This is a genomic window from Streptomyces sp. WAC 04229, from assembly GCF_003947455.1.
In the GTDB taxonomy this organism is placed as follows: Bacteria; Actinomycetota; Actinomycetes; order Streptomycetales; family Streptomycetaceae; genus Streptomyces.
On record NZ_QHJH01000064.1, the window covers coordinates 13,733 to 36,659 of the forward strand.

Below are 22,927 nucleotides of genomic sequence, written 5' to 3' on the forward strand. Positions count from 1 at the left end.
GGCACCACGCGACGCCAAGCAGTGCCACGGGTGCGAACTCGCAGGTCGGAGCGCCGACCGGAGCCGGGAAAAATTCTCCGAAGAATTCCGTACGGCGATGTCGAGAACACGGGTCCCGCTCCGTCCCCGGGGTGAGCGCGGCCACAATGGACCGCACCAGCACCGAGGAGACGCACCATGGCCAAGTACCTGCTGCTCAAGCACTACCGAGGCGCCCCGGCTGCCGTGAACGACGTGCCGATGGACCAGTGGACGCCCGAGGAGATCTCGGCGCACGTGCAGTACATGCGGGACTTCGCGGACCGTCTGGAGAAGACCGGCGAGTTCGTCGACGGTCAGGCGCTCGCCCCCGAGGGCACCTTCGTCCGATACGACGGTGAGGGGCGCCCTCCGGTCACGGACGGCCCGTTCGCCGAGACCAAGGACCTGATCGCCGGCTGGATGATCATCGACGTCGACACCTACGAGCGCGCCGTCGAGCTGGCCGGTGAGCTGTCGGCCGCCCCCGGCGCGGGAGGGAAGCCGATCCACGAGTGGCTGGAGCTGCGCCCGTTCCTGGTCGAGCCGCCCACCGTCACGGAGTGACCCGGGAGATGGACGAGGTCCTGCTGAGGAGCCTCACGCCGAGCGTGCTCGGCGTCCTCGTCCGCCGCGGAGCGGACTTCGCGGCGGCCGAGGACGCGGTCCAGGAAGCCCTGATGGAGGCGGTCCGGGTCTGGCCGGAGGACCCGCCGCGGGACCCGAAGGGCTGGCTGGTCGCCGTGGCCTGGCGGCGGTTCCTCGACGCGACCCGCTCGGACACCGCCCGCCGCAGGCGCGAGGACCGGGTGGAAGAGGAGCCGGCGCCCGGCCCCGCCTCCTCGGTGGACGACACCCTCCAGCTCTACTTCCTGTGCGCCCACCCCTCGTTGACGCCGTCGTCGGCGGTCGCGCTCACCCTGCGCGCCGTCGGCGGGCTCACCACCCGCCAGATCGCCCGCGCCTACCTGGTGCCGGAGGCGACCATGGCGCAGCGCATCAGCCGCGCCAAACGCACCGTCTCCGGCGTGCGGTTCGACCGGCCCGGCGACGTGGCCACCGTGCTGCGGGTGCTCTACCTGGTGTTCAACGAGGGCTACTCCGGCGACGTCGACCTGGCCGCCGAGGCCATCCGGCTCACCCGGCAGCTGGCGGCCGCCGTCGACCATCCCGAGGTGGCGGGGCTGCTGGCGCTGATGCTGCTCCACCACGCGCGCCGCGCCGCGCGGACCGCGCCCGACGGCAGCCTGGTGCCGCTCGCCGAGCAGGACCGCGGCCGATGGGACACGGCGTCGATCGCCGAGGGCGTGGCGATCCTCCAGGGGGCGCTGGCCCGCGACCGGCTGGGCGAGTTCCAGGCCCAGGCGGCCGTCGCCGCCCTGCACGCCGACGCGCCCACCGCCGAGGAGACGGACTGGGTGCAGATCGTGGAGTGGTACGACGAGCTGGCCCGCCTCACCGACAGCCCCGTGGTCCGGCTCAACCGCGCGGTGGCCGTCGGTGAGGCCGACGGTGCGCGGGCGGGTCTGGCGGCGCTCGCGACGGTGGACTCCTCGCTGCCCCGGTACACCGCGGCGGCGGCGTACCTGCACGAGCGGGACGGCGACCCGGCGAAGGCGGCGCGGCTGTACGCCGAGGCGGCGCGCAAGGCGTCCAACCTCGCCGAACGCGACCACCTCACCCGGCAGGCGGCCCGCCTCAACGCCCGTCACCCTCCCGGGGAGAGGCCCAGGAAGGACGGCCCGCGTCCTCGGCCGGACTGACCTCGGGCGCCCGTCCGCCGGGATGCCGCAGGGCGCAGAAGTACCCGACGGCGAGGACGACGGCCATGCCGTAGAAGACCCACTGGTTGGCCTCGGCGAAGTCGAGGCGTACGGCGGACATGGCGTCCCGCATGGCCGTGGCGGCCGGACCGTCGCCGGTGGGCACGCGGGCGTCCGCGTTGCCCGTGACCGTCTCCGTGACCTGCCGGGCCACGGAGCGCTCGGTGTCCGGCGCCACGCCCCGCTCCCGCAGGGTCTGCTCGACGTTGTCGGTCATGGTGTGCGTCAGCATGGTGCCGAAGACGGCCAGGCCGACGCTGGCCGCGTAGTTGCGGACGGTCTGGGTGATGCCGGTGACCTCGCCGTACGAGGCGTCGATCGCGCGGTTGACGGCGTCCGTCGACGCGGGGGCCAGGATGAGGCCGATGCCCGCGCCGGCCAGGGCGACGTAGGGCCACTGGTCGTGCATCGACAGGTCCGTCAGTTTCCCCGCCCACAGCGCGAAGCCGACGGCGCCGAGCGCGCACCCGATCCGCAGCGCCGGACGCGCCCCCCGCTTGTCGAGGATGCGGCCGCCCCACTGGGAGGCGATGGCGAACCCGGCGAAGAAGTACAGCAGGTACAGCGCGGCCTGGTTGGGCGAGGCGCTCAGCGAGACCTGGGCGTAGACCGAGGCGAAGAAGAACACCGGGACGAACGCCAGCATCGCGAAGAAGAGCACCAGCGCGTCCACGGTGAAGGCGCGGTCGCGGAAGACGGCGAGGTTGACCAAGGGGCGGCCGGGGGCGCGGAGTTCGTAGCGGCAGAAGACGTACAGGATCGCCAGGCCGCCCACGATGCAGGCCCAGGTCGCCGCGGAGTCCCAGCCCCACGCCGCCGCCTGCTGGAAGCCGAGCACGCTCAGGCCCATGCCGGCGACGATCAGCAGGGCACCCTTCACGTCCAGGGTCTCGGCGCGGCGGCGGTCGGGGATGTGGGCCAGTGCCGTCAGGATCAGCGCGATGATCGCGACGGGGACGTTGACCCAGAAGATCGCCCGCCAGGTCCAGGCCGTCAGCCAGCCGCCGAGCAGCGGCCCGATGGCGGTGAGGGCGCCGGTGACGCCGAAGAAGAGGGCGAGCGCACGTCCCCGGCGCTGCACCGGGAACACCGCGACGACCACGGCGAGCGCGGCCGGGAACAGCAGGGCGGCGCCCAGCCCCTGGACGGCCCGGAAGACGATCAGCCAGGTCAGCGCGTAGTCCCCGGTGGGCACGCAGCCGCACAGAACCGACGAGATCACGAAGATCAGAGTGCCCGCCACGACGACGCGGCGCGGCCCCCACAGGTCGGCCAGCCGGCCGCCGAGGGCGAAGAAGGCGGCCAGCGAAAGCAGGTAGGCGTTGATCACCCACTGCATGCCGGTGGAGGAGAGGCCGAGTTCGGAGACGATGTCGGGGGCCGCGATCGACACGATGGTCTGGTCGATGAAGGTCATCGCCACCGCGAACATCATCGCGGCCAGGGCCAGCGACTGGGAGGCGGCGCGACCGGCACCGAGCGCGTCCGGGTCCCGCTCCGTGTGCGTTCCGCTCACCCGGTCAGTCTGCGCCCGGCCCTCCGGCGGCGCATCCGGAACCTGCGTGGCCCTGGTACCGCAGCAGCAGCATCGCCGCGTCGTCGTGGTGCGGTCCCGCCGCGTGCCGCACGAGGTCCTCGCGCAAGGCGTCCAGGGAGCGGTGGACGTCGGGGTCACGCAGGAGGCGGGCGCGCTCGGCGAGCGGGTAGAAGGCGCCCCGGTCGTCCCGGGCCTCGGTGACGCCGTCCGTGTAGAGGAGCAGTTGGTCGCCGGGGCCGAAGGGCACCGGGAAGGGGTCCGGGCCGGGGCCGCCGTGTGCGGCCAGGCCCAGCGGCAGGGCGTAGGCGGGCGGCTCGGGGAAGTCGGCGGTGCCGTCACCGCGGACGAGCATCGGCGCCGGGTGGCCGTAGTTGAGGAGGACGACGCGGTGGTCGTCGCCGATCTCGGCGACGATCGCGGTCACGAACTTTTCGTCGTCCAGGTCGCGGGCGACGCTGCGTTCCAGCCGCTCGCCCAGCTTGACCAGGTCCTTCTCGTCGTACGCCGCCTCCCGGAAGGCGCCGAGGACCCGGGCGGCGGTCTCCACCGCGTCCAGCCCCTTGCCCTGCACGTCGCCGACGATCACCCGGACACCGTGCGGCGAGGCGACCACCTCGTACAGGTCACCGCCGATCCGGGCCTCGGCGAGTGCCGAGGTGTACGAGACAGCGGCCTGCAGCGGGCCCGCGGTCAGCGGTACCGGGCGCAGCAGGACCCGCTGGGCCACCTCCGCGATCGAGCGGACGCTGGCCAGTTCCGCCTCCCGGCGCGAGCGCATCACGGCCGCCGCGATGCCGATGCCGGTCACGCCGACGACGGACGCCATGGCGGTGTAGCCGCGGGGCCGGTCGAGGAGGTCGTTGTAGGCGCCGAGGCCCACGCACAGGAGCAGCGCGACCAGCCCGATCACCGCCGTACGCCGCCAGCCGCCGACCAGCCCCGCGAAGGCCGGTCCCAGCGACACCAGCGGCAGGAACCCCACCCCGGGCCCGGCGGAGACGTCCACGACGGCGACGACGGCCATGGCCGCGACGGGCATCCAGGCCAGCGCCGCCGAAGCGGACGGCGGCATCTTCACGATCATGGCTACTCCGGTGGCACGGCGCTCAAGAGCCGCCCTCTCCTTGTCCTCAGGCGCCCCTACCCAGTCTTTAGACTATGCAAGGGTCCCGCCACGCAGGAGTGTCCCGGGGGGCCTTAACCCAATCGAGGCCGAGCGGACTTCCTCCGCGCACGGCTTCTCACGCCGCCCGGACCGGCCTCGGCAGCAGCCCCCCGTCCGCCGCGTCGCGCCGGCTCGCGACCGTCAGCGCGAGGGTCACCGTGAGGGAGGCCGCCGCCATCACGGTCATCGCCGTCGCCGGGGAGGTGAACTGGGCGACCGTGCCCGCCAGCGTCGCGGAGACGCCCTGCAGGGTGAGCATTCCGGCGGAGTGCAGTCCGAGGACGTGCCCGGAGAGTTCGTCGGGGGTCAGGGCGACCAGGCGCTCCTGCTGCACCAGGCTCGCGCCGAAGCCCACGGAGGCCAGCGCGACCAGTACGGCCGTCAGCGGCAGCGGCGGGCGCAGCAACAGCGCCAGGTACGGCGCGGCCAGCAGCGCCAGCAGCGGGATGCCGAACCGCGGGCGCAGCCGGGCCGGGAGCAGCCGGCCGACCGTCACGTCGCCCGCGAGCATGCCCAGCGCGGCGCAGGCGAACAGGGTGCCGGCCGCGCGGGGGTCGTAGGAGACGTACAGCGACTCGCAGCCGACGACGAGGCCGTTGGGGATCCACAGGGCCAGCAGCACGTGGCGGCGCGGACGGGCGGACCAGAGCAGGGCGTTGGCGTGCCAGGTGGCGCGCACCGAGGGGCGGCCGGCGGCGCGCGGCGGACGGCGAATCAGCCGCAGCGCGAGGGCCGCCGCGGTGGCGTACAGACCTGCTGCGAGCAGCAGGCACAGGCGTGGGGACAGCAGGGTGACCAGGATGCCGCCGGTCGCGTATCCGGCGATCTGCATGACGCCGCTCATCATGTTGAAGAGCGAACGGCCGGTCAGGTAGCGGTCCTTGGTGAGGATCTCGGTCAGCAGGCCCCAGCGGACGCCGCCGCCGAGGGAGGCGATCAGTCCCTCGGCTAGGACGATGGCGAGCATGGCCCAGATGGGCAGGCCGGGCAGGGCGAGGGCGGCGGTGGCGGCGGCGAAGGCCAGGGAGAGCGCCGCCAGCGTGGTGCGGGGGGCGAGCCGGTCGGCGCCGGAGAGGAAGAGGGTGGCGCCCAGCACTTGGGCCAGTGCCGGGCCGAACATGCTCACCGCGGACAGCAGCGGCGACCCCGTCGCGCGGAACACCAGGGTGCCGAGCGCCAGTCCGCTCACCGTCTGGGCGGCGATGTTGGCCGAGGAGGAGAGGAAGAGAGGGCTGAACTCCGGGGTGCGGAAGAGGTCGGCGTAGCTCGTGCGGCGGGAGTCCGGCATGCGGGGAGTCTGGGCCGCCGCGGGGACCGGCCGTTATTCTTTCGCGTCCGTGCGAAACGTCGGCGGCGGGAACATCGGTGGGAGGGGCCGTATGGGCTGGTGGCAGATCAACGCCGACACCCTCGCGCGCAGCCGTTTCGTCGTCTCGCCATTGGCCGAGACCTTTGCCTGCCTGAAGCTGCTGCAGGCCGACGTGGCCGCGCACCCGGGCGAACGCGCCTGGCTCGACGCCCGGCTGCCCGCGTACCGGCGCCGGCTCGCGGACGATCCCCTGACGGCGCTGCTGGTCCGCGCGGGCGCCGGGCGGGAGTGGATCGCCGACTTCCTCACGCCCGCACCGCGGGAGGGCGAGACGTTCGAGGAGGGTGTCGCGCGCGTCCGGGCGACCCGCCCCGACGTGGCCCGCGCCGACCTCGCCGTGTCCCTCGGGGGCGTGCTGCCCGCCGCGCTGGACCGGGACGACCTGCCCGAGCGCGCCGCCGCGCTGCTGGAGGACGTCTGGGCCGACGCCGTACGGCCTGACTGGGAGCGGCGCCGCCGTGTTCTGGAGGCGGATGTCGTCGCCCGGACCGCGCGGGTCGGCCGGGGCGGCTGGGCGGCGGTGCTCGACGCGCTGCGGCCCGGCACCCGCTGGCTCGGCGACAGCCGCCTCCAGATCAACCTGAACCCGTACCCGCCGCGCGACCTGTCCGGGGCCGAGCTGGCCCTCGTGCCCATCACCCCGCAGCGGCAGGGGTGGGTGGCGTGGGAGGAACCGGAGCGGTACGCGGTGGTCTACCCGTGCACGGGCGCCCTCGCGGACGACGGTGCGCGGACCGTCCCCGCGGCGCTCGGCGCGCTGCTCGGCCCGGCCCGCGCGGGTGTGCTGGTCCTGCTGGGCTCCCCGATGAGCACCAGCCAGCTGGTGGGGGTGACCGGTCAGGCCCTCGGCTCGGTCGGGCGGCACCTGCGGGTCCTGCTGGACGCCGGCCTGGTGGAGCGACGCCGGTCGGGCCGGTCGGTGCTGTACTCACGGACGGCGGCCGGGGAGGTCCTGGTCGAGGCCGCGGCCGGGGAGGCGGCCGGGGAACCCGTCACCGGGCGGGGCTAGCATCCGGGCATGACGACCTCAGAGAACGCGCGCAGCAGCGAAAGCCTCCCCCTCGACGTCGCGGTCGACGCCCTCCAGGGCGGGTCCGCCGACCTCTCCCAGTACGCGGGCCGGGTCGTACTGGTGGTCAACGTGGCCTCCAAGTGCGGGCTCACCCCGCAGTACGCCGGTCTGGAGCGGCTGCACGAGCGGTACGCGGAGCAGGGCTTCACCGTGCTGGGCGTGCCCTGCAACCAGTTCATGGGCCAGGAGCCCGGCTCCTCCGACGAGATCGCCGAGTTCTGCTCGGCGACGTACGGCGTCACCTTCCCGATGACCGAGAAGGTCGAGGTCAACGGGGAGGGCCGGCACCCGCTGTACGACCGCCTGACCGGCTTCGCCGACGCCGAGGGGCACAGCGGGGACATCCGCTGGAACTTCGAGAAGTTCCTGATCGGGCGGGACGGCAAGGTGGCCGCCCGGTTCGCTCCGCAGACCGAGCCGGAGGCGGCCGAGGTCGTGGCGGCGGTGGAGGCCCGGCTGGCGGGCTGATCGACCGGCCCGGAACTGCCGACGGGCCGTTTGACCTTCCCCTTGGGTCAGGCCCGAGCGTCGTCGTCGCCGGGCGGAGAAGCCGTCCGGCGACGGAGGATGACGACGTGGACGATGCGCGCGACGACGGGTTGCTGACCATCGGGGCGTTCGCCGAGAGGGCCCGGCTGTCGGCCAAGGCCCTCAGGCTGTACGACCGGCTGGGCCTGCTGGTGCCCGCCCGGGTGGACGAGGCCACCGGCTACCGCTACTACCGCGCCGGCCAGGCGGAACGCGCCCGGCTGGTGGCGCTGCTGCGCCAGCTGGACATGCCGCTCGCGCGGGTCGCGGAGGTGGTCCGCGCGGACGGGCCCCGGGCCTCCGCCCTGCTGGACGCCTACTGGGCGGAAGTGGAGGCCCGGGTGGCCGGGCAGCGCACGCTCACCGAGCACCTCCGTGGGCGACTGTCGGGGAGGAGCTCCGAGATGTACGCGAGGTTCGAGGTCGAGACGGTGGACGTGCCCGAGCAGGTGGTGATCACCGAGACCCGGCACACGCTGGCGGCGGAACTGCCGGCGTGGATCGGCGCCTCGCTGGGGCGGCTGGAGGAGGCGGCCCGCGGTTGCGGAGGCGTGACGGCGGCGCCGTACGTCGTCTACCACGCCGAGGTGTCGATGGAGAGCGACGGCCCGGCGGAGTCGTGCGTCCCGGTGGCCGACGAGGCGGCGGCCCGGGCGTGGTGCGAGGAACGCGGACGGGCCTGGCAGACGCGGGTGCGGGTGGAGCCGGCCGGGCGGCTGGCCTACACCCGGATCACCAAGGCGCAGGTGGCGCATCCGCAGATCCTGACCGCGTTCGAGGCGGTGGAGGCGTGGATCGCCGATCAGGGACTGACGGCGGCGGGACCCTGCCGCGAGGTGTACTTCGCCGACTGGGAGGCGGCGGGTCCCGAGGACCCGGTGTGCGACATCGCCTTCCCGGTGAGGTGAGGTGAGACAGAGCCCTCTCGGCAAGGTCGGCGAACTGGTCGAGAGGGCTCCGCCGTCGGTACTGCCGGGCGGTGCGTGGAGTCGTCCTCGGGGTGTTACTCCTTGACCGACCCCACGAACGCGTTCCACGCGTCGGCGGGGAAGGCGAGGACCGGGCCCTCCTGGACCTTGGAGTCACGGACGGCGAGCGCCGCCACGACGGGTGACCGGACCTCGACGCACGCGCCGTTCCCTCCGGAGTAGGAGGACTTGGTCCACGATTCCTGGGCGCCCTGACGAATTGCCATGTCTGCTCCGATGGCGAGTTGCTGAGTGCGGTTTACGCCAATGACGTGTGATCTTTGGCGTGATCGACGCTACTCGCTGACCTTCCCGTACGGAGCAGCCATTCACCCGACCGGATGGCATATTCCAGGCGAGTCTTCCAGTACCGCCAGTCAGGGGTGTAGCATCCGCCCCTTTCTCAGCGCGCGTACTCCTTCGCCACGTCCTCGATGCGCTGGCGCGACTGCTCCACGTTGAGCGCCTGCGCCCGCAGATGCTCGTACATCACCGTGTACTTCTGCACGTCCAGCGCCTTCTCGAGGTACAGGTCGCTGGTCACGCCCTCGATGTAGACCACGCTGGAGTCGGCCGCGTCGGCGAACTCCAGGATCGAGTACTGGCCGTTGATGCCGGGGTGCGCCCCGACGTCGAACGGCAGCACCTGCACGGTGATGTGCGGCAGCTGCGACATCTCGGCGACGTGCTCCAACTGCTCCCGCATCACCTGCCTGCCGCCCACCACGCGGCGCAGGCTGGCCTCGTCGAGCACCACCCACAGCCGCAGCGGGTTGTTCTGGGCGGCGATGCGCTCCTGGCGCCGTATGCGGACCTGCACCCGCTTCTCGATGTCGGCGACCGAAGTCTCCGGCAGGGCGCCCTGGATGAGCGCCTCGGCGTACGCGCGAGTCTGCAACAGCCCGGTGATGATCTGCGGTTCGTAGGTCCGCAGCGACTCCGCGTCGGTCTCCAGGCCGATGTAGACGCTGTACGGGATGTCCCCGAAGGCGTGCCACCAGCCCTGCTGGCGCGAGTCCTTGGCCATCTGCATCAGCGAGTCGACGATCCGCTGGTCCTCGACCTCGTAGACCCCGCACAGGTCGCGGACGTCGCGCTGGCTGATGCTGCGCCTGCCGTTCTCCAGGCGGCTGATCTTCGACTGCGAGACCAGCAGCCGCTCCGCCACCTCCTCTGCCGTCATGCCCTTGAGCTCGCGGAGCCTGCGCAGCTCCTGGCCCAGCCGACGCCGCCTTACGGTGGGATTGACACTCGACGCCACGGAACGTGCACCTCCGGCTGCGTGACTCATACTTGCCACTTTGCGTATCTGCTGCTGAGCAGACTGCCACCAAGGTGGTTTCTACCGCTGGCAAACGGTCCATATGCGCCGCGTACACGCCAGTTCGGAACGCCACCCGTACACATGGCCGCGCGGGGCGGCGGGCCGGGCCGCCGCCCGGGCATGCCGGACGTACGGTCGGTCCCGCCGCCCCGCGCGGACCTGCGGCTCCCGTGACCGGGCTTGGGGACTGGCGGTGCGGCGGTGCGGTACTGCGTGTGCGTCACTGCGGTGCGGTGCGGCTCAGTGGGCCACCGCACGCGCCATGGATCCGTGGCGTGGTTGCGCCGGAACACCGCGGGCGGGTTCCGGAGCGGGCCTGCCACCCGGTCCGGCGGCCTGTCGGCCGGCCGGTGCGGCCGGAGCGCGGCGTGGCTGCGCTCCCGCGCCGTTCTGAACGTCCATCACCGCGTGCGCCACCAGGCCGCCCATGGGGTCGTGCCTGATGAGGTCCCGCAGGCGGGACCGCGACGAACGTCCTTCGTTGCCCGGGTAGAGGTGCTTGCCGAGACCGACCGCGTGGGCCAGCGCGGCGAGCGCCGCGGTCCGCGGATCCGGCGGAACGCCGGTGCGGATCGCCGAGTCGAGGCGGGCCTTGATCTCCCTGCTGATCGCCGTGTCGGTCGCCTGGTAGCGAGTCGTCGGCAGCACCCCGCACATCTGGCCCTCCACGGCATGCACCATGCCGCATCGCTCCAGATGCGAGAGGTAGGTCTGGCGCAGCCCCAGGCGGGGCCCGCCAATCCAGTTGACCGCCCGTACGGGAGCGCCACGCCTTCGCAGCAACTCCAACGCGCAGTCCAGTGTTGGATCTCCTGTCGGCCGTGGTGCCACCACGGCGATACGATCCCCGTCTGGGGCTATCCGTCCGGCCAGCGCCAGCTCGACCAGCTGCGCTCCGGCCAGACCCAGGTCGAGCGACTGCGGCTGTGCGGTGGTACCCGTGGTCGGGTCCAACGCCAGCAGCAGAAGCTCCTCCGGAAGTGTTCTGCGGCTCCTGCCCATCCATGCCTCCCCGCGTGGATGAGAGACAGGGTGACCCCTCTCACATTGGTCTGTCGAGGGTGCGTGACCTGTTTGTAGTGGAACCAGTAGGTATGTCGTTCTCGTCTTCCGCGTGGGTTCCCCCCGTACACAGGACACTGGTAAATGGTTTCGGTACGGGATCGGCAGCGCGCACAGCACGTGCGGCGCATGGAGGAGGCATCGGTGGCGGGCGAGTCCCCCGACAGGTCGAAGCAGCGCGAGTCGTCGGAAGAACCGACGTCGGGGAGCGCGGGTCCGGTTCCCGAGGCCAGGACCGAGGCGAGCGAACGGCGTGATCCGCGGCTGGCGGTGTCGCGGGAGGACGCGAAGTCCTCGGCGTCCGCCGGGTCCGACGGCGCGGAGCGCCCGCGCGGGGGCGTCGACACGGCGACCCGGGTGCTGTCGGTCCGCGAGACGGAGACGGAAGCGGAGTCGGACGAGGTGGAGGAGGCGGGGTCCGCCGAGGAGGAGCCGGCCGAGGAAGCCGAAGGCTCCGGGACGTCCGAGGCGACCGAGGCGACCGACGAGGCGGTGTCCGCCGACGACGACGCCCGGGACGACGAGGGCGACGAGGGCGACGAGGCTGAAGCGTCCGGCGCCTCCGACGCCTCGGAGGGCTCCGACGAAGCGGATACGCCGGAGAAGTCCGAGAAGCCGGACTCGCCCGCTACGTCTACCGCACCCGAGGAAGCGGACGACGCCGGGGACGATGCCACCCCCGGCGGCGGACGCCTGCGGGACGCCGTCGCCGCATGGGTGGCGACCGCGGACGAGCGGGCCGCCGCCAACGCACGCCTGGAGGCCCCGGAAGCGGACGAGGCCACCGAGGGCGCCCAGAAGGACGCCGAGGCCCCCCAGGAGGCCCCGGAGGCCGACGAGAAGCCCTCCGGCGCCCCCGCGGAGGACGCGCGTCCGGTCGACCAGCCCACCGCCGTGTTCCAGACGCGGCCCGCCAAGCCCCCCGTCGACCAGCCCACGACGATGCTGAAGCTGGGCGATGTCGCCCCGCCCCGCAAGAAGTCCGACAAAGACGACAAAGACACCAAGGTCGGCGAGGACGCTGAGGCGGACAAGGGGAACAAGGCCGACGACCCGCGCGACGCCGAGCGGACCAGCAAGTTCGTGGCGTTGCGTCACCTCGACGACCCGGCGACGCGCAAGCCGCCGGGCGCCCCGAAGGCACCCTCCGAGCCCGCCGGGCCCGCCGAGCCGCCGCGGGTCCCCCGCAACGCCCCCACCGCCAACGTGCAGCAGGTCGGCCCCGAGCGGACGACACAGCAGCCGCTGCCGCCGAAGCCGCCGCTGGACCTGCTGGCCGAGCTGACCAACACCCCGCCGCCCCCGGAGACCCCGCTGCGGACGACGGTGCGCCGGGTCAAGATCTGGACGCCGCTGGTCGTCCTGCTCCTGATCGTCTTCGCGGTGGCGCAGTCGATGCGCCCGCTGCCCGCGCCGACCCTGGACCTCACGGCCGAGGACAGCTTCACCTTCGAGGGCGGCAAGCCGCAGATCCCGTGGCCGTCCAGCGGGCAGGCCGCGCTCGACGTGCAGGGCATCGGCACCTTCGGCTCGTCCGGCGACCAGAAGCCCGTACCGATCGCGAGCGTGGCCAAGGTCATGACCGCGTACGTCATCCTGCGCGAGCACCCGCTCAAGAGCGGCGCCGAGGGCCCGAAGATCGAGATCGACCAGGCCGCCGAGGACCAGTCGCAGGCCGGCCAGGAGTCGACGGTCAACGTCTTCGCGGGCGACTCGATCTCGCAGCGCGAGGCCCTGGAGAGCATCCTCATCGCGTCCGCGAACAACGTGGCGCGACTGCTCGCCCGCTGGGACGCGGGGTCCGAGAAGGCGTTCGTCGAGAAGATGAACGCCACCGCCGAGGACCTCGGCATGACCAACACCACGTACACCGACCCGTCGGGCCTGAACAACACCACCGTGAGCACCGCCGTGGACCAGGTGAAGCTGGCCAAGGCGGCGATGACGGAGCCCGCGTTCCGCGAGGTCGCGGCGATGATGTCCTACGACGACTACAAGGGCGTCAACCACTCCAACTGGAACCACCTGGTCGGCCACAACGACGTCGTCGGCATCAAGACCGGCACCACCACCTCCGCGCTCGGCAACCTCGTCTTCGCGGCCAAGAAGGACGTCGACGGCGAGACCCGGACCATCGTCGGTGCCGTGGTGCGGCAGCCGGCGGGCGGCGCGGACAACACCATCCTCGGTGCCGCGCTGGACTCCAGCGACAAGCTGATCCGGGCCGCGCAGGACACCCTGGAGTCGTCGACGATCGTGAAGAAGGGCAGCGTCGTCGGGTACGTCGACGACGGCCTCGGCGGCCGCACGCCGGTCGTCGCCACGCAGGACGTCAAGGCGGTCGGCTGGGCCGGGCTGACCGTGAAACTGACGTTCAAGGCGGACGAGGTGCCGCACACGGCGAAGGCCGGGACGAAGGTCGGCACCCTCGCGGTCGGCGACGGCGGCAGCAGCGGCGCGGTGAAGGTGCCGGTCGCCCTGCGGGACGACCTCGCCGAGCCCGGCTTCACGGACAAGCTCACCCGCGTGGGCTGACGCCGGGCCCGGCCCGGGCCCGGCCGAAGCCTCCACGCCCCCGTGGCCGACCGGCCGCGGGGGCGTGCGCGTGGGGCGCCGAAAGTGAGGAAGCCACGGTGCGGGCGTGCGTGCTAGCGTCACGAAACGGGGCAGGTCGCCGGTCGCCGGAACGGGACACGGCCCAAAGCAGAAGACGGGACACGGGGAGTGCCTTCAGGTGGCCACTGCGGAGCCGACACGCGCCGACGACGCCGATTCGGGCCCGGGAGCCGGCCCGCGACCACGCGTACCCGCGCCGCGCGGGGAGGGCGACGGCCGTGACCCCGAACGCACGGACGCGCAAGGGCCCCACGAGGACCGCCCGCAGGCGCCGTCCCCGATGAACGCCGCGTTCCACGCCGTGCGCGAGCGCATGCTGCGCCACCCCGTGCTGTCCGTGACCGTCCTGGCCGGCGTCCTCCACGTCGTCTGGTTCTTCACGTTCGCGAACAGCGGCGGCGACCTCGCGGCACAGGACGCGTGGTCGGAGTTCGTCGGCCGGCACCCGGACTCGGCGTACAACCTCGCCTGGTACGGCGGCATGCACCCGGTGTCGTACAGCGTGGTCTCGCCGTACCTGATGTCGGTGCTCGGCGTGCGGACCACGATGATGATCGCGGGCACGGTGTCGGCGGGCCTGCTGACGATGATCCTGATCCGCAGCCGCGTGGTGCGCAATCCGCTGTGGGCCTCGCTGGCGGGGCTGTTCGGGCTGCTGGGCAACGCCGCGTCGGGCCGGGTGACCTTCGGCCTCGGCATGATGTTCGGCCTCGGCGCGGTCGCCGCGGTCTTCTGCTGGCCCTACCGCTGGCGCTACGAGCGCTGGGCCAAGGGCCTGTGCGCGGCGCCGCTGGCCGCGCTGTCCACGATGGCGTCGCCGGTCTCGGGTCTGTTCGTGGGCCTGGTGGCGGTCGCGCTGTTCCTCCAGAAGCGGCGGCCGGGGGCCTGGTCGCTGGGGCTGGCCCCCGCGGCGGTCGTGGCGCTGTCGGCCTGGCTGTTCCCCTTCTCCGGCACGCAGCCGATGTCCTTCGGTTCGGCGGCCCTGCCGGTCCTGTACGCGGGCCTGGTCTACGCGTTCGTGCCGCGCACCTGGACCACCGTGCGGATCACCTCGGCGGTCTACGGCCTGGCCGTGCTGCTGGTCTGGGTGATCAGCTCGCAGATCGGCTCCAACATCACGCGCCTGGCGATGCTCTTCGCCGGGGTGGCACTGGTGGCGGCGCTGCCGTTCACGGTGCCGAAGTCGCGCAAGTGGTACGCGCTGGTGGTCTCGCTCGTCGGCTTCGTGGCCTGGATCGGCTTCAAGTCGGCCGACGACGTCATCCACACGACGCCGGCCGCCTCGTGGGCGCGGGAGCTGGCGCCGCTGGTCAACGAACTCCAGGAGGTCGGCGCCGAGCGCGGCCGGGTCGAGGTCGTCCCGGCCCGCTCCCACCGTGAGGCTTCGGCGCTGGCGCCGTACGTGAACCTGGCCCGCGGCTGGAACCGTCAGGCCGACATGGAGCGCAACCCCCTCTTCTACGACGACACGCTCAACTCGGCGAACTACCACGAGTGGCTGCAGCGCTGGGCGGTGCACTTCGTGGTGCTGCCGAAGGACGAGCCGGACGGGGACGGCGGCGAGCGGGAGCGAGAGCTGGTCCAGCGAGGGCTGCCGTTCCTGAAGCAGATCTGGGGCGACGCCAACTGGCAGCTGTTCCAGGTGACCAACCCGACCCCGCTGGCGGAGCCCCACGCGGAGGTCCAGCGCGCCGAGCAGGGCGAGTGGACGATCGACGTGAAGGAGCCGGGCCGGATCCTGGTCCGGGTGCCGTACTCGCCGTGGCTGAGCCTGGTCGACGAGGAGGGCAACAAGCTCCAGCCGCCGCAGGAGACGGAGGCCTCCAAGAACAGCCCCGACGGCACGCCGAAGACGTACGACAACGTGAACGGCTGCGTGACGGAGACCGAGGAGACCGCCGAGGGCGACAAGTGGACGCTGCTGCTCGCCCCCGAGGCGGGCACGTACCGGCTGGCCGCGCCGTACGGACTGCAGCGCGGTACGCCGTGCCCGGAGGAGCTGAGGTAAGCCTCTGGGGGAAGGACTCTCGGCGTTCATGTAGGTGAACCGAGGTCAGCAAGCCGAACATTTTTACTCCCTCTTGACCTTCCCCTTCCTTGTCGTGCCCGCGTCGACGCAACCACGATGAGCGGGCACTTCGCGCCCTGCCTCGCCCCTACCCGCCCCTACCCCGCTCGTGCGAAGTGCCAACCAGCTGAGCGGAGTTCACAAGGCGGACCCCGGAAGGGGGCACATGAACGGTCTCGACTGGTCCGTGCTCATCGGCTACTTCGCCGTCATGGTGGCGATCGGCGTGTGGTCGCACAAACGCGTGGACGACGTGAGCGACTTCTTCACGGCCGGGGGCAAGATGCCCTGGTGGCTGTCCGGCATCTCGCACCACATGTCCGGCTACAGCGCGGTGATGTTCACCGGCTACGCCGGCATCGCCTACACCTACGGCGTCACCTCGTTCGTGACATGGTCGTTCCCCATCGCGCTCGGCATCGCCATCGGCTCCAAGCTGTTCGCGCCGCGCATCAACCGGCTGCGCTCACGGCTGCACGTGGCCTCGCCGCTGGAGTACCTGAAGAACCGGTACAACCTGCCCACCCAGCAGGCGCTGGCCTGGTCCGGCATGCTGCTGAAGATCGTGGACGTGGCCGCGAAGTGGGCGGCCATCGCCACCCTGCTGTCCGTCTTCACCGGCATCAGCCTCAACCAGGGCATCCTGATCACCGGCGTCATCACGGGCATCTACTGCACGATCGGCGGCCTGTGGGCGGACGCGCTGACCGAGCTGGGCCAGTTCATCATCCAGCTGCTGGCCGGCGTGGCGATGTTCGTGGCCGTGGTGATGAAGCTCGGCGACTACGGCGGCTTCTTCGGCGTCTGGGACGAACCCGCCCTCCAGGGCCACGGGAAACCGCTGGTCGGCCCCTACGGAACGGTGTTCCTGCTGGCCTTCCTCTTCATCAAGCTCTTCGAGTACAACGGCGGCATGCTCAACCAGGCCCAGCGCTACATGGCCACCCGCAACGCCCACGAGGCCACCCGGTCGGCGCGGCTGTCGGCCGTGCTCTGGCTGGTCTGGCCGCTGGTGCTGTTCTTCCCGATGTGGATGTCGCCGCTGCTGGTGGAGTCGCAGAAGCCGGACGGTTCCGACTCGTACGCCCTGATGACCGAGCAGTTGCTGCCGCACGGACTGCTCGGCCTGGTCATCGTCGGCTTCTTCTCGCACACCATGGCCATGTGCTCCTCGGACGCCAACGCCATCGCGGCGGTGTTCACCCGGGACGTGGCCCCGGTGCTGTCGTCGCGGGCGCGGGAGTGGGGGCAGCGGGCCGGACTGCTGGCGGCGCGGCTGACGACGGTGGTCTTCCTCGGGCTGTCGATGGCGGTGGCGACGCAGGTCGACTCGCCGACGTTCAAGGACATCATCACGGTCGTCATCAAGTGGGTCGCCGGACTGATGGGCCCGATCGCGATCCCGATGATGCTCGGTCTGCTGCGGCCCTTCCGCCGCTCGGGACCGACCGCCGCGCTCACCAGCTGGGGGCTCGGGCTGCTCGCCTTCTGGCTGGTCAACTACCCGATCAGCTGGAACGTGGAGGGCGGGGTGCCGCTGGAGTACCAGGTCTCCATCCCGCTGGCGGTCTCGCTGGTCCTGTACATCGTGGTCGGCTACCTGAAGCCGGAGGACACTCCGGAGCGGCTGGCGATCATCGAGCGCGTCAACACCGACGACGACGGCGACGTGTCCGCCGCGACGGCCGCCATCCCGAAGCCGGCGCCCGGGGTGGGGGACGCGAAGACGGGCAGCAAGGTGGGCGACTAGCCCGGCGCGGACGTCTCCGTCCCCGGCCGGTACCCGTGACTGTGGGTGCCGGCCGGGGGCGTCGGGCTCAGTGCACTTCCTGGATCCGGATCTGGTTGCCGGCCGGGTCGCGGAAGGCGCAGTCCCGGATGCCGTACGGCTGCTCGGTCGGTTCCTGGACGATCTCGGCGTTCCCGGCGCGCAGCTTCTCGAAGGTGCCGTCGAGGTCCTTGGTGGCGAGCAGCAGCCACCCGTAGGTGCCCTTGGCCATCATCTCGGTGATGGTCCGGCGCTCGGCCTCGGTGATCCCGGGGTCGGCGGCGGGCGGCGCCAGCAGGAGCGAGATGTCCGGCTGACCGGCGGGCCCGACGGTGATCCAGCGCATCGCGCCCTGCCCCACGTCCTGCCGGACCTCGAACCCGAGGACGTCGCGGTAGAACACCAGCGACGCGTCCGGGTCGTCGTGCGGGAGGACGGTGGTGTGAATGCTGATACCCATGCGGGCCACGCTAGCGGGAACGGGGGGTGTGGTCAGTCCTTGCTCTTCCGCCGTTTCTGATCACGGAAGAAGGACCAGGTGGCCACCCCCACGACCACCACGAGAATGATCGTCGTGGCGAGGGGGCTTCCTTTGACTCCCGTTCCCATCGCCAACAGGGGCAGTTCCATGCCGGATCCTTTGGTCGTCGTCTGTGGAGGGGCGGAAGCCGACTGCCGTCACTTGTCGCCTCTGCTCCTCCTCCGCAGCGAGACGACCGCGAAGATGAGGAGGCCGACGGCGATGACGGCGACCGTCACGCCGACGCTTCCTCCGATCGCGGCGCCGGATCGAGCGAGTGTCGACGTCATGCGGTGTCCTTCATCTGACCGACGAATGCCGCGAGTGAAATCATTTCGAGCCTCCGCACTCCTGGGGACGGGTGGCGTGTGGTCAGTGCTCGCGGTGCGCTTGCCCGCTGAGTGCGCGGCGGCTTCGCCGGCGTCTCCGTCGCCGGCGAAGCCCATGTCGTGATGGAGACCGAAGCCCCCCGGAAGATGGCGTGTTGCGTGAGATCCACACACCGACGACGAGGGACTTCGTCACGTCACCGCACCTGGCCAGCCCATCCCATCCCGGCCGGGGACAGGATGAAAGAGGGCCAGTCAGAGCGTCTGTTACTTCTTTTCACGCTTGCGGCGCCAGTAGAGCAGGGCGAATGCCACCACCATGACTATCACTCCGAGGATGACGGTGGCTGCCGCATTGTCCTCGAATCCGGTACCCACTACCGCTAGGTTCATTTGCCGAGTCCCTGGAAGGTGGACTGAAGGATGCCCGGCTGCACCAGCGGACGGTCCTTGCCCGCGACGCCGATGGGTGTGCTCTCGGGCGCCGTGGTCTTCCCCACCGGGGAGGCCGTCGGCCGGGGCGGGGCCGGTTCAGCGGCCGGCGAGGCCGCTGCGTTGGCAGGTATCAGGGCAGCCAGGAGCGCTGCCCCGGCGGCCGAGGCGACCATGGCGGTCGCGGTGGAACGTCTGCCGCGTCTGGTCCACGGGCTTTCGGGCATGGGGGAGCGCATGAGGAACTCTCCTTGGATTGATCGGGCGTCAGAGCCGGGGATGTGAGGAGCGGGTCCCAGCGGGTGGCAGCCGGTGGGCGGCGGCCACCCGCACTCGTGCCGCGTCAGCAGCGCTTGGACGTCCTGGCGGCGTAGCTGCCCGGCTCACTGGCGACGGTCAGGGTGCCGTCCCCCGAGGTGCAGTCGTCGACAGTGTCGGCGCCGTTACCCAGAACTCCTGGTTGAGCGAGTCGTATTCGCGGCGCACGCCCAGCAGCGTGGAGCGATCGTAGGACCACACTCCGACCTGCAGATCAAACTTGATCTGCTTGTCCAGGAAGGACTTCCACACCCACACGTAGCCGTAGTTCTCGTCGCACTCCGGCGAGTAGAACTGCTTCACCGAGGCGATCTTCTCCGTCCCTCGGTAGGCGTACGACGTGGTGCCGATCTGATACGCGTCCGCGCAGACGCCGGCCTCCAACGCCCGGACGGACAAGGGGTTTCCGGCCTCCGACGGGGCGTTGGCCGCGGCGAGGGCCGGAGCGTCTACGGGAGCGGGGCGCGGCCCCGTACCGGCGGACGCCGTCCCCGCTGCGGCCAGCGTCAGAGCGAAAGCCCCCGACGCGGCGGCCGCACACGCAAGCGATCTGAGACTCTTTCGGGCACGCGAAAGCCGCGCACCTTTGGTGCGTCGGATCAAGGCTTCCCCCCACAGGAAGACAGACCTCGCAGACCCCAGTGGTCACGAGGAAGCCACAACCTGTCACACAGGACACACAACTTGACCCCCGTGCCCTCGAACATACGAACTAGGCGGGCCAGAACAAGCCCCTCCGCATAGCGCTTTTTCGGGCAGGCCGAAGCGGTGTCATCTGGACACGCGTGGGCGGGCGCGGGCCGCGCCTCGGCAAAGCGACGGTAAACCGCGACCGAAAGTGTTCGTGCGCATGCCGTCTGTTCGCCGGAAGCCGGGGCATACGGAAGCACACAGAAGCCGGACCCGAGGTGGGGAGAGAGCGATGACGAACTTCAGCAACAGCGCGTCTGCCGCAGGCTCGCGTACCAACGGACTTGCCGTCGCCGGTCTCGCGTGCGGCGTCGTCGGCATCTTCATCCTGAACATCGTGCTCGGACCGCTGGCCATCGTCTTCGGTGCCGTCGGCCTGCGGCAGGCCGGGGCGAAGGGCGGTGCCGGGATGGCGAAGGCCGCCATCGCACTCGGCGTCGTCGACGTGGTGCTCTTCATCGTGCTGATGGCCGTGGCCGCTTCGAGCGGCGGTTTCAGCTGGTACGTGGGCGGCTGACGCCCGAACCGGCCGGCCAGGGGCTCCGCGCAGGTATTCCCTGCGCGGAGCCCCTCGCGTTGGGCGGGGCTACGCGCGCGGGTAGCGGGCCAGCCAGCCCGGGGACGAGCCCGCCGGGCCGTGCAGGGCGGGGCCCTGGGTCATCTCCATGGCGAAGTCGTCGGCCAGTTCGAGCAGGGTGGCCCGGCCCTCCAGCTCGGCCAGCCAGGCCGGGGGCAGGGCCGTCTCGCCGTGCAGCGCGCCGAGGAGGCCCCCCGTGAGGGCGCCGGCCGCCGCGGAGGGGCCGTCGTGGTTCACGGCGAGCCGCAGTCCGTGCCGTACGTCCTCGCCGACCAGGGCGCAGTACACCGAGGCGGCGACCAGTCCCTCCGCCGTGCCCTCGCCGATCAGCTCGGTGACCCGCGCCGGGGTCGGCAGCCCCTGCCGTACCGCGCCCAGCGCGTGCTGGAGCGCCTCGGTCACGGGTGGGTGTCCCGGCCGGGCGACGAGCAGGGCGAGGGCGCGCTGCACCGCCGCGTCCAGGCTCTCCCCCCGCGCCAGCCCGTGCACGATCACGGCGTACGCGCCCGCCGCCAGGTAACCGGTGGGGTGCCCGTGGGTCTGCGCCGCGCACTCCACGGCGAGCTGCGCGACCAGCTGCGGCTCCCAGCCGACCAGCAGGCCGAAGGGCGCCGATCGCGCCGCCGCCTCGGGCCCGCGCTCACCGGGGTTCTTGGGCGCCTCCGGCGTCCCCATGGTCTCGTCCCCGAGCCCGAGCAGCAGCGCCTTGGGGGCGTCGCGGCGGACGTACAGCCACTCCTCGTGGGCCAGCCAGCCGTCGTCCTTGCGCCGCAGGTCGGGACCCCAGTCGCGCTGGGTGGCGGCCCAGCGCCGGTAGGCCCGGTGCAGGTCGGTCGGGGGATGCCAGGCGCCGGTGTCCCGCCGTACCTGGGCCCGTATCAGCCCGTCCACGGAGAACAGGGTGAGCTGGGTGAGGTGGGTGACCGCGCCGCGCCGACCGTAGGCGGGGGCCAGATCGGTGAGCCCCTCCGCGCCGTGCGCTTCCCGGATCCCGTCGAGGTCCAGCCCGTCGACGGGCGCGCCGAACGCGTCCCCGACGGCCACGCCGAGCAGCGTCCCGCGCACCCGGCTGCGGAAGTCCTGCTGCTCGGCACGCCCCCAGACGGCACCGGCTGTCGCGCCCACCAGGACCTCCCTTCGGCATCGACTTGGTCCGTACGTACGACGCCCAGCACTGTATTCGAAGGGAGAGGGTCGGTTCAGGGGCGGAACGGTGTGGAAACGTTCACGTCACCCCGCACGTCTCCCGGCAGCAGCGCACGAAGTCCTGGACGACGGGGTTGTCGTCGTCGGCTGGGGCCCAGGCGACCCCGACCGTGCTGGGACTCACTGAGCCGACGGGACGGTAGACGACGCCGGGGCGGATGTAGAAGCGGGCCGCCGACTCGGGGGCGAGGGCGATGCCGTATCCGCTGGCGATGGCGGTGAGCCAGTCGTCCGGCTGCTCGGTGACGGCGCCGACGCGCACCGGGTGGCCGTCGCGCTCGTCGGCGGCCAGCCAGTGCTCGCGCCACGGGCCCGTCCCCGGCGGGGCCGCCACGAAGGGTTCGTCCCACAGTTCGCGGAACTCGATCGTCTCCCGTCCGGCCAGGGGGTGTGACTCGGGAAGCGCCACCCAACGGGGCTCGCTGAACAGCTCCACCACGCGCAGCGCTTCCTGCCCCGGAAACGGCAGCCGCACGAGGGCGACGTCGACGTCCGCGTCGGCGAGCCCGGCGGACGGGTTCGACCAGGCGGCCTGCCGCATCTCGGCCCGCCAGCCCGGCCGGCGCAGGGCGAAGGCCGCGATGATCGGCTGCGTCGCCTCGTTGGCGGCGCTGGCGAGGAACCCGACCCGCAGCACGCGCGCCGCCCGGCTCGCCGCGGACCTGGTCTCCCGCAGCGCCCCTTCCCACCCGGCCAGCAGGGCTGGCACCCGCTCGGCCAGCGCCCGCCCGGCCGCGGTGAGCGTCATACCGGTCCGCGACCGCGTGAACAGCTCCACGCCGAGCCCGGCCTCCAACTGCCGGATCTGCTTGGTCAACGCGGGCTGGGACACGTACAGCCGCTCGGCGGCCCTGGTCAGGGTCCCTTCCTCCGCCACGGCCGCGAAGTACCGCAGCAAGCGGGTGTCGACATCCATGCCACCAGGTTATAGACGCAGGTATTGGACGTCGCGACGGGCGGCGGTGAGGCTGGATCCAGAGGGGGACGAGGAAGGAATTCGACTCGCCCGGAAGGAGCGCCCGTGTTCACCGCCTACGTGGCCGTCACCGTCGTCGCGCTCGTCGCCAACGCCGGGATCGCCGTCGCGGACCTGCTGCGGGCCCGTTTCGTCCTCGCCAACTCGGCCGAGGTGGGCGTCCCCGCGGCATGGCTCCCGTGGCTGGTCGGCCTCAAGCTCGCCGGAGCCGCCGGGCTTCTCCTCGGCCTGTTCGGCGCCCGGCCCCTCGGCATCGCCGCGGGAATCGGCCTCGCCCTCTTCTTCGTCGGCGCGGTCGCCGCGCACGTCCGCGCGCGGGTCTTCCACAACATCGCGTTCCCGCTCGGCTACCTGGCGCTGAACAGCTTGGCGCTCGGCCTGACGTTGGCCGTGTGAACCGGTCCCACACCGGGCGGGCTCGCTGTCGAAGGGCCACGCGCTACGCCACCGCGTACCCCCCGGCACGGCCCTCACGGCAGTCACGGCACCGCCCCGGTCGCTGGGCGCGGAAGGCGCGTTCGCAGCCGTCGCAGGTCTGGAGGGGGTCGGGGAGGCGTGGGC

The 22,927-nt window shown here is 72.0% G+C and carries 23 protein-coding genes; 10 read left to right on the plus strand and 13 right to left on the minus strand.

What is annotated here, in order from left to right:
* Nucleotides 1-177: 177 nt before the first annotated feature.
* Both DMH12_RS18935 and DMH12_RS18940 read left to right on the plus strand, forming a co-directional pair.
* Nucleotides 178-585: a YciI family protein gene (locus DMH12_RS18935; protein ID WP_125492730.1), complete on the plus strand. Its 408-nt coding sequence runs from the start codon at nt 178-180 to the stop codon at nt 583-585.
* A gap of 8 nt (nt 586-593) precedes the next feature.
* Nucleotides 594-1,781, plus strand: a complete 1,188-nt coding sequence (locus tag DMH12_RS18940) for an RNA polymerase sigma factor (protein ID WP_125492748.1) — start codon at nt 594-596, stop codon at nt 1,779-1,781.
* Here the strand turns inward: DMH12_RS18940 and DMH12_RS18945 are convergent.
* From DMH12_RS18945 to DMH12_RS18955, 3 genes are all read right to left on the minus strand, one after another.
* The gene (locus DMH12_RS18945; protein ID WP_125492749.1) at nt 1,717-3,276 is read right to left on the minus strand and encodes an MFS transporter; all 1,560 of its coding nucleotides are present in this window, start codon (nt 3,274-3,276) and stop codon (nt 1,717-1,719) included. The two genes, DMH12_RS18940 and DMH12_RS18945, sit on opposite strands and share 65 nt — an antisense overlap.
* Nucleotides 3,277-3,361: 85 nt before the next feature.
* Nucleotides 3,362-4,462: a PP2C family protein-serine/threonine phosphatase gene (locus DMH12_RS18950; RefSeq protein WP_125492731.1), complete on the minus strand. Its 1,101-nt coding sequence runs from the start codon at nt 4,460-4,462 to the stop codon at nt 3,362-3,364.
* Nucleotides 4,463-4,619: 157 nt separating this feature from the next.
* Entirely contained in the window at nt 4,620-5,831 is a 1,212-nt protein-coding gene (locus DMH12_RS18955; RefSeq protein WP_125492732.1) for an MFS transporter, read from the minus strand.
* 91 nt (nt 5,832-5,922) lie between these two features.
* Between DMH12_RS18955 and DMH12_RS18960 the strand changes: the two genes are divergently transcribed.
* The 3 genes from DMH12_RS18960 (at nt 5,923) to DMH12_RS18970 (ending at nt 8,420) form a co-directional block, all read left to right on the plus strand.
* Nucleotides 5,923-6,921: an ArsR family transcriptional regulator gene (locus DMH12_RS18960; protein WP_125492733.1), complete on the plus strand. Its 999-nt coding sequence runs from the start codon at nt 5,923-5,925 to the stop codon at nt 6,919-6,921.
* 9 nt (nt 6,922-6,930) lie between these two features.
* Nucleotides 6,931-7,452, plus strand: a complete 522-nt coding sequence (locus DMH12_RS18965; protein ID WP_125492734.1) for a glutathione peroxidase — start codon at nt 6,931-6,933, stop codon at nt 7,450-7,452.
* Between the two features lie 107 nt (nt 7,453-7,559).
* A complete protein-coding gene (locus DMH12_RS18970) occupies nt 7,560-8,420 on the plus strand; it encodes a MerR family transcriptional regulator (RefSeq protein WP_125492735.1) in 861 nt (286 codons plus the stop codon).
* A 95-nt stretch (nt 8,421-8,515) separates the two neighbouring features.
* Here DMH12_RS18970 and DMH12_RS18975 read toward each other — a convergent pair whose 3' ends face one another.
* From DMH12_RS18975 to DMH12_RS18985, 3 genes are all read right to left on the minus strand, one after another.
* Nucleotides 8,516-8,707 carry a DUF397 domain-containing protein gene (locus tag DMH12_RS18975; protein WP_125492736.1) on the minus strand — a complete coding sequence of 64 codons (192 nt, stop codon included), beginning with the start codon at nt 8,705-8,707 and terminating at the stop codon, nt 8,516-8,518.
* A gap of 176 nt (nt 8,708-8,883) precedes the next feature.
* Complete coding sequence (locus DMH12_RS18980; RefSeq protein WP_185832404.1) at nt 8,884-9,741, minus strand: helix-turn-helix transcriptional regulator; 858 nt, start codon at nt 9,739-9,741, stop codon at nt 8,884-8,886.
* 303 nt (nt 9,742-10,044) lie between these two features.
* Nucleotides 10,045-10,806, minus strand: a complete 762-nt coding sequence (locus DMH12_RS18985) for a GPP34 family phosphoprotein (RefSeq protein WP_122619708.1) — start codon at nt 10,804-10,806, stop codon at nt 10,045-10,047.
* 144 nt (nt 10,807-10,950) lie between these two features.
* Here DMH12_RS18985 and DMH12_RS18990 point away from each other — a divergent pair, with 144 nt between their 5' ends.
* From DMH12_RS18990 to DMH12_RS19000, 3 genes are all read left to right on the plus strand, one after another.
* Entirely contained in the window at nt 10,951-13,401 is a 2,451-nt protein-coding gene (locus DMH12_RS18990) for a D-alanyl-D-alanine carboxypeptidase (RefSeq protein WP_399187895.1), read from the plus strand.
* A gap of 199 nt (nt 13,402-13,600) precedes the next feature.
* The gene (locus DMH12_RS18995; protein ID WP_125492739.1) at nt 13,601-15,490 is read left to right on the plus strand and encodes an MFS transporter; all 1,890 of its coding nucleotides are present in this window, start codon (nt 13,601-13,603) and stop codon (nt 15,488-15,490) included.
* A gap of 226 nt (nt 15,491-15,716) precedes the next feature.
* Nucleotides 15,717-17,300, plus strand: coding sequence for a sodium:solute symporter family protein (locus DMH12_RS19000; RefSeq protein WP_125492740.1), 1,584 nt, complete (start codon nt 15,717-15,719; stop codon nt 17,298-17,300).
* A 67-nt stretch (nt 17,301-17,367) separates the two neighbouring features.
* On the opposite strand, the gene DMH12_RS19005 is transcribed toward DMH12_RS19000, so the two are convergent.
* The 5 genes from DMH12_RS19005 to DMH12_RS19015 form a co-directional block, all read right to left on the minus strand.
* A complete protein-coding gene (locus DMH12_RS19005) occupies nt 17,368-17,778 on the minus strand; it encodes a VOC family protein (protein ID WP_125492741.1) in 411 nt (136 codons plus the stop codon).
* A gap of 32 nt (nt 17,779-17,810) precedes the next feature.
* The gene (locus tag DMH12_RS39125) at nt 17,811-17,948 is read right to left on the minus strand and encodes a hypothetical protein (RefSeq protein ID WP_159394612.1); all 138 of its coding nucleotides are present in this window, start codon (nt 17,946-17,948) and stop codon (nt 17,811-17,813) included.
* Nucleotides 17,949-17,996: 48 nt separating this feature from the next.
* Nucleotides 17,997-18,128: a hypothetical protein gene (locus DMH12_RS39830; protein ID WP_256036505.1), complete on the minus strand. Its 132-nt coding sequence runs from the start codon at nt 18,126-18,128 to the stop codon at nt 17,997-17,999.
* 306 nt (nt 18,129-18,434) lie between these two features.
* Complete coding sequence (locus DMH12_RS40520; RefSeq protein WP_079163546.1) at nt 18,435-18,560, minus strand: LPXTG cell wall anchor domain-containing protein; 126 nt, start codon at nt 18,558-18,560, stop codon at nt 18,435-18,437.
* Nucleotides 18,561-18,995: 435 nt separating this feature from the next.
* A complete protein-coding gene (locus tag DMH12_RS19015; RefSeq protein ID WP_260474250.1) occupies nt 18,996-19,316 on the minus strand; it encodes a hypothetical protein in 321 nt (106 codons plus the stop codon).
* 523 nt (nt 19,317-19,839) lie between these two features.
* Here DMH12_RS19015 and DMH12_RS19020 point away from each other — a divergent pair.
* Nucleotides 19,840-20,124, plus strand: a complete 285-nt coding sequence (locus DMH12_RS19020) for a DUF4190 domain-containing protein (protein WP_125492742.1) — start codon at nt 19,840-19,842, stop codon at nt 20,122-20,124.
* Between the two features lie 69 nt (nt 20,125-20,193).
* On the opposite strand, the gene DMH12_RS19025 is transcribed toward DMH12_RS19020, so the two are convergent.
* Nucleotides 20,194-21,309, minus strand: a complete 1,116-nt coding sequence (locus DMH12_RS19025) for an ADP-ribosylglycohydrolase family protein (protein ID WP_125492743.1) — start codon at nt 21,307-21,309, stop codon at nt 20,194-20,196.
* 100 nt (nt 21,310-21,409) lie between these two features.
* Entirely contained in the window at nt 21,410-22,306 is an 897-nt protein-coding gene (locus DMH12_RS19030; RefSeq protein WP_125492744.1) for a LysR family transcriptional regulator, read from the minus strand.
* Nucleotides 22,307-22,411: 105 nt separating this feature from the next.
* Between DMH12_RS19030 and DMH12_RS19035 the strand changes: the two genes are divergently transcribed.
* On the plus strand, nt 22,412-22,762 hold the full coding sequence (locus DMH12_RS19035; RefSeq protein ID WP_185832406.1) for a DoxX family protein: 351 nt from the start codon (nt 22,412-22,414) through the stop codon (nt 22,760-22,762).
* The last annotated feature ends 165 nt before the right edge of the window (nt 22,763-22,927 follow it).

Coding starts and splice junctions, on each gene's coding strand:
- DMH12_RS18935 (WP_125492730.1), top strand. CDS start 178: ATGGCCAAGTACCTGCTGCTCAAGCACTACCGAGGCGCCCCGGCTGCC.
- DMH12_RS18940 (WP_125492748.1), top strand. CDS start 594: ATGGACGAGGTCCTGCTGAGGAGCCTCACGCCGAGCGTGCTCGGCGTC.
- DMH12_RS18945 (WP_125492749.1), bottom strand. CDS start 3,276: ATGATGTTCGCGGTGGCGATGACCTTCATCGACCAGACCATCGTGTCG.
- DMH12_RS18950 (WP_125492731.1), bottom strand. CDS start 4,462: ATGATCGTGAAGATGCCGCCGTCCGCTTCGGCGGCGCTGGCCTGGATG.
- DMH12_RS18955 (WP_125492732.1), bottom strand. CDS start 5,831: ATGCCGGACTCCCGCCGCACGAGCTACGCCGACCTCTTCCGCACCCCG.
- DMH12_RS18960 (WP_125492733.1), top strand. CDS start 5,923: ATGGGCTGGTGGCAGATCAACGCCGACACCCTCGCGCGCAGCCGTTTC.
- DMH12_RS18965 (WP_125492734.1), top strand. CDS start 6,931: ATGACGACCTCAGAGAACGCGCGCAGCAGCGAAAGCCTCCCCCTCGAC.
- DMH12_RS18975 (WP_125492736.1), bottom strand. CDS start 8,707: ATGGCAATTCGTCAGGGCGCCCAGGAATCGTGGACCAAGTCCTCCTAC.
- DMH12_RS18985 (WP_122619708.1), bottom strand. CDS start 10,806: ATGGGCAGGAGCCGCAGAACACTTCCGGAGGAGCTTCTGCTGCTGGCG.
- DMH12_RS18990 (WP_399187895.1), top strand. CDS start 10,951: ATGGTTTCGGTACGGGATCGGCAGCGCGCACAGCACGTGCGGCGCATG.
- DMH12_RS19000 (WP_125492740.1), top strand. CDS start 15,717: ATGAACGGTCTCGACTGGTCCGTGCTCATCGGCTACTTCGCCGTCATG.
- DMH12_RS19005 (WP_125492741.1), bottom strand. CDS start 17,778: ATGGGTATCAGCATTCACACCACCGTCCTCCCGCACGACGACCCGGAC.
- DMH12_RS39125 (WP_159394612.1), bottom strand. CDS start 17,948: ATGGAACTGCCCCTGTTGGCGATGGGAACGGGAGTCAAAGGAAGCCCC.
- DMH12_RS39830 (WP_256036505.1), bottom strand. CDS start 18,128: ATGACGTCGACACTCGCTCGATCCGGCGCCGCGATCGGAGGAAGCGTC.
- DMH12_RS40520 (WP_079163546.1), bottom strand. CDS start 18,560: ATGAACCTAGCGGTAGTGGGTACCGGATTCGAGGACAATGCGGCAGCC.
- DMH12_RS19020 (WP_125492742.1), top strand. CDS start 19,840: ATGACGAACTTCAGCAACAGCGCGTCTGCCGCAGGCTCGCGTACCAAC.
- DMH12_RS19030 (WP_125492744.1), bottom strand. CDS start 22,306: ATGGATGTCGACACCCGCTTGCTGCGGTACTTCGCGGCCGTGGCGGAG.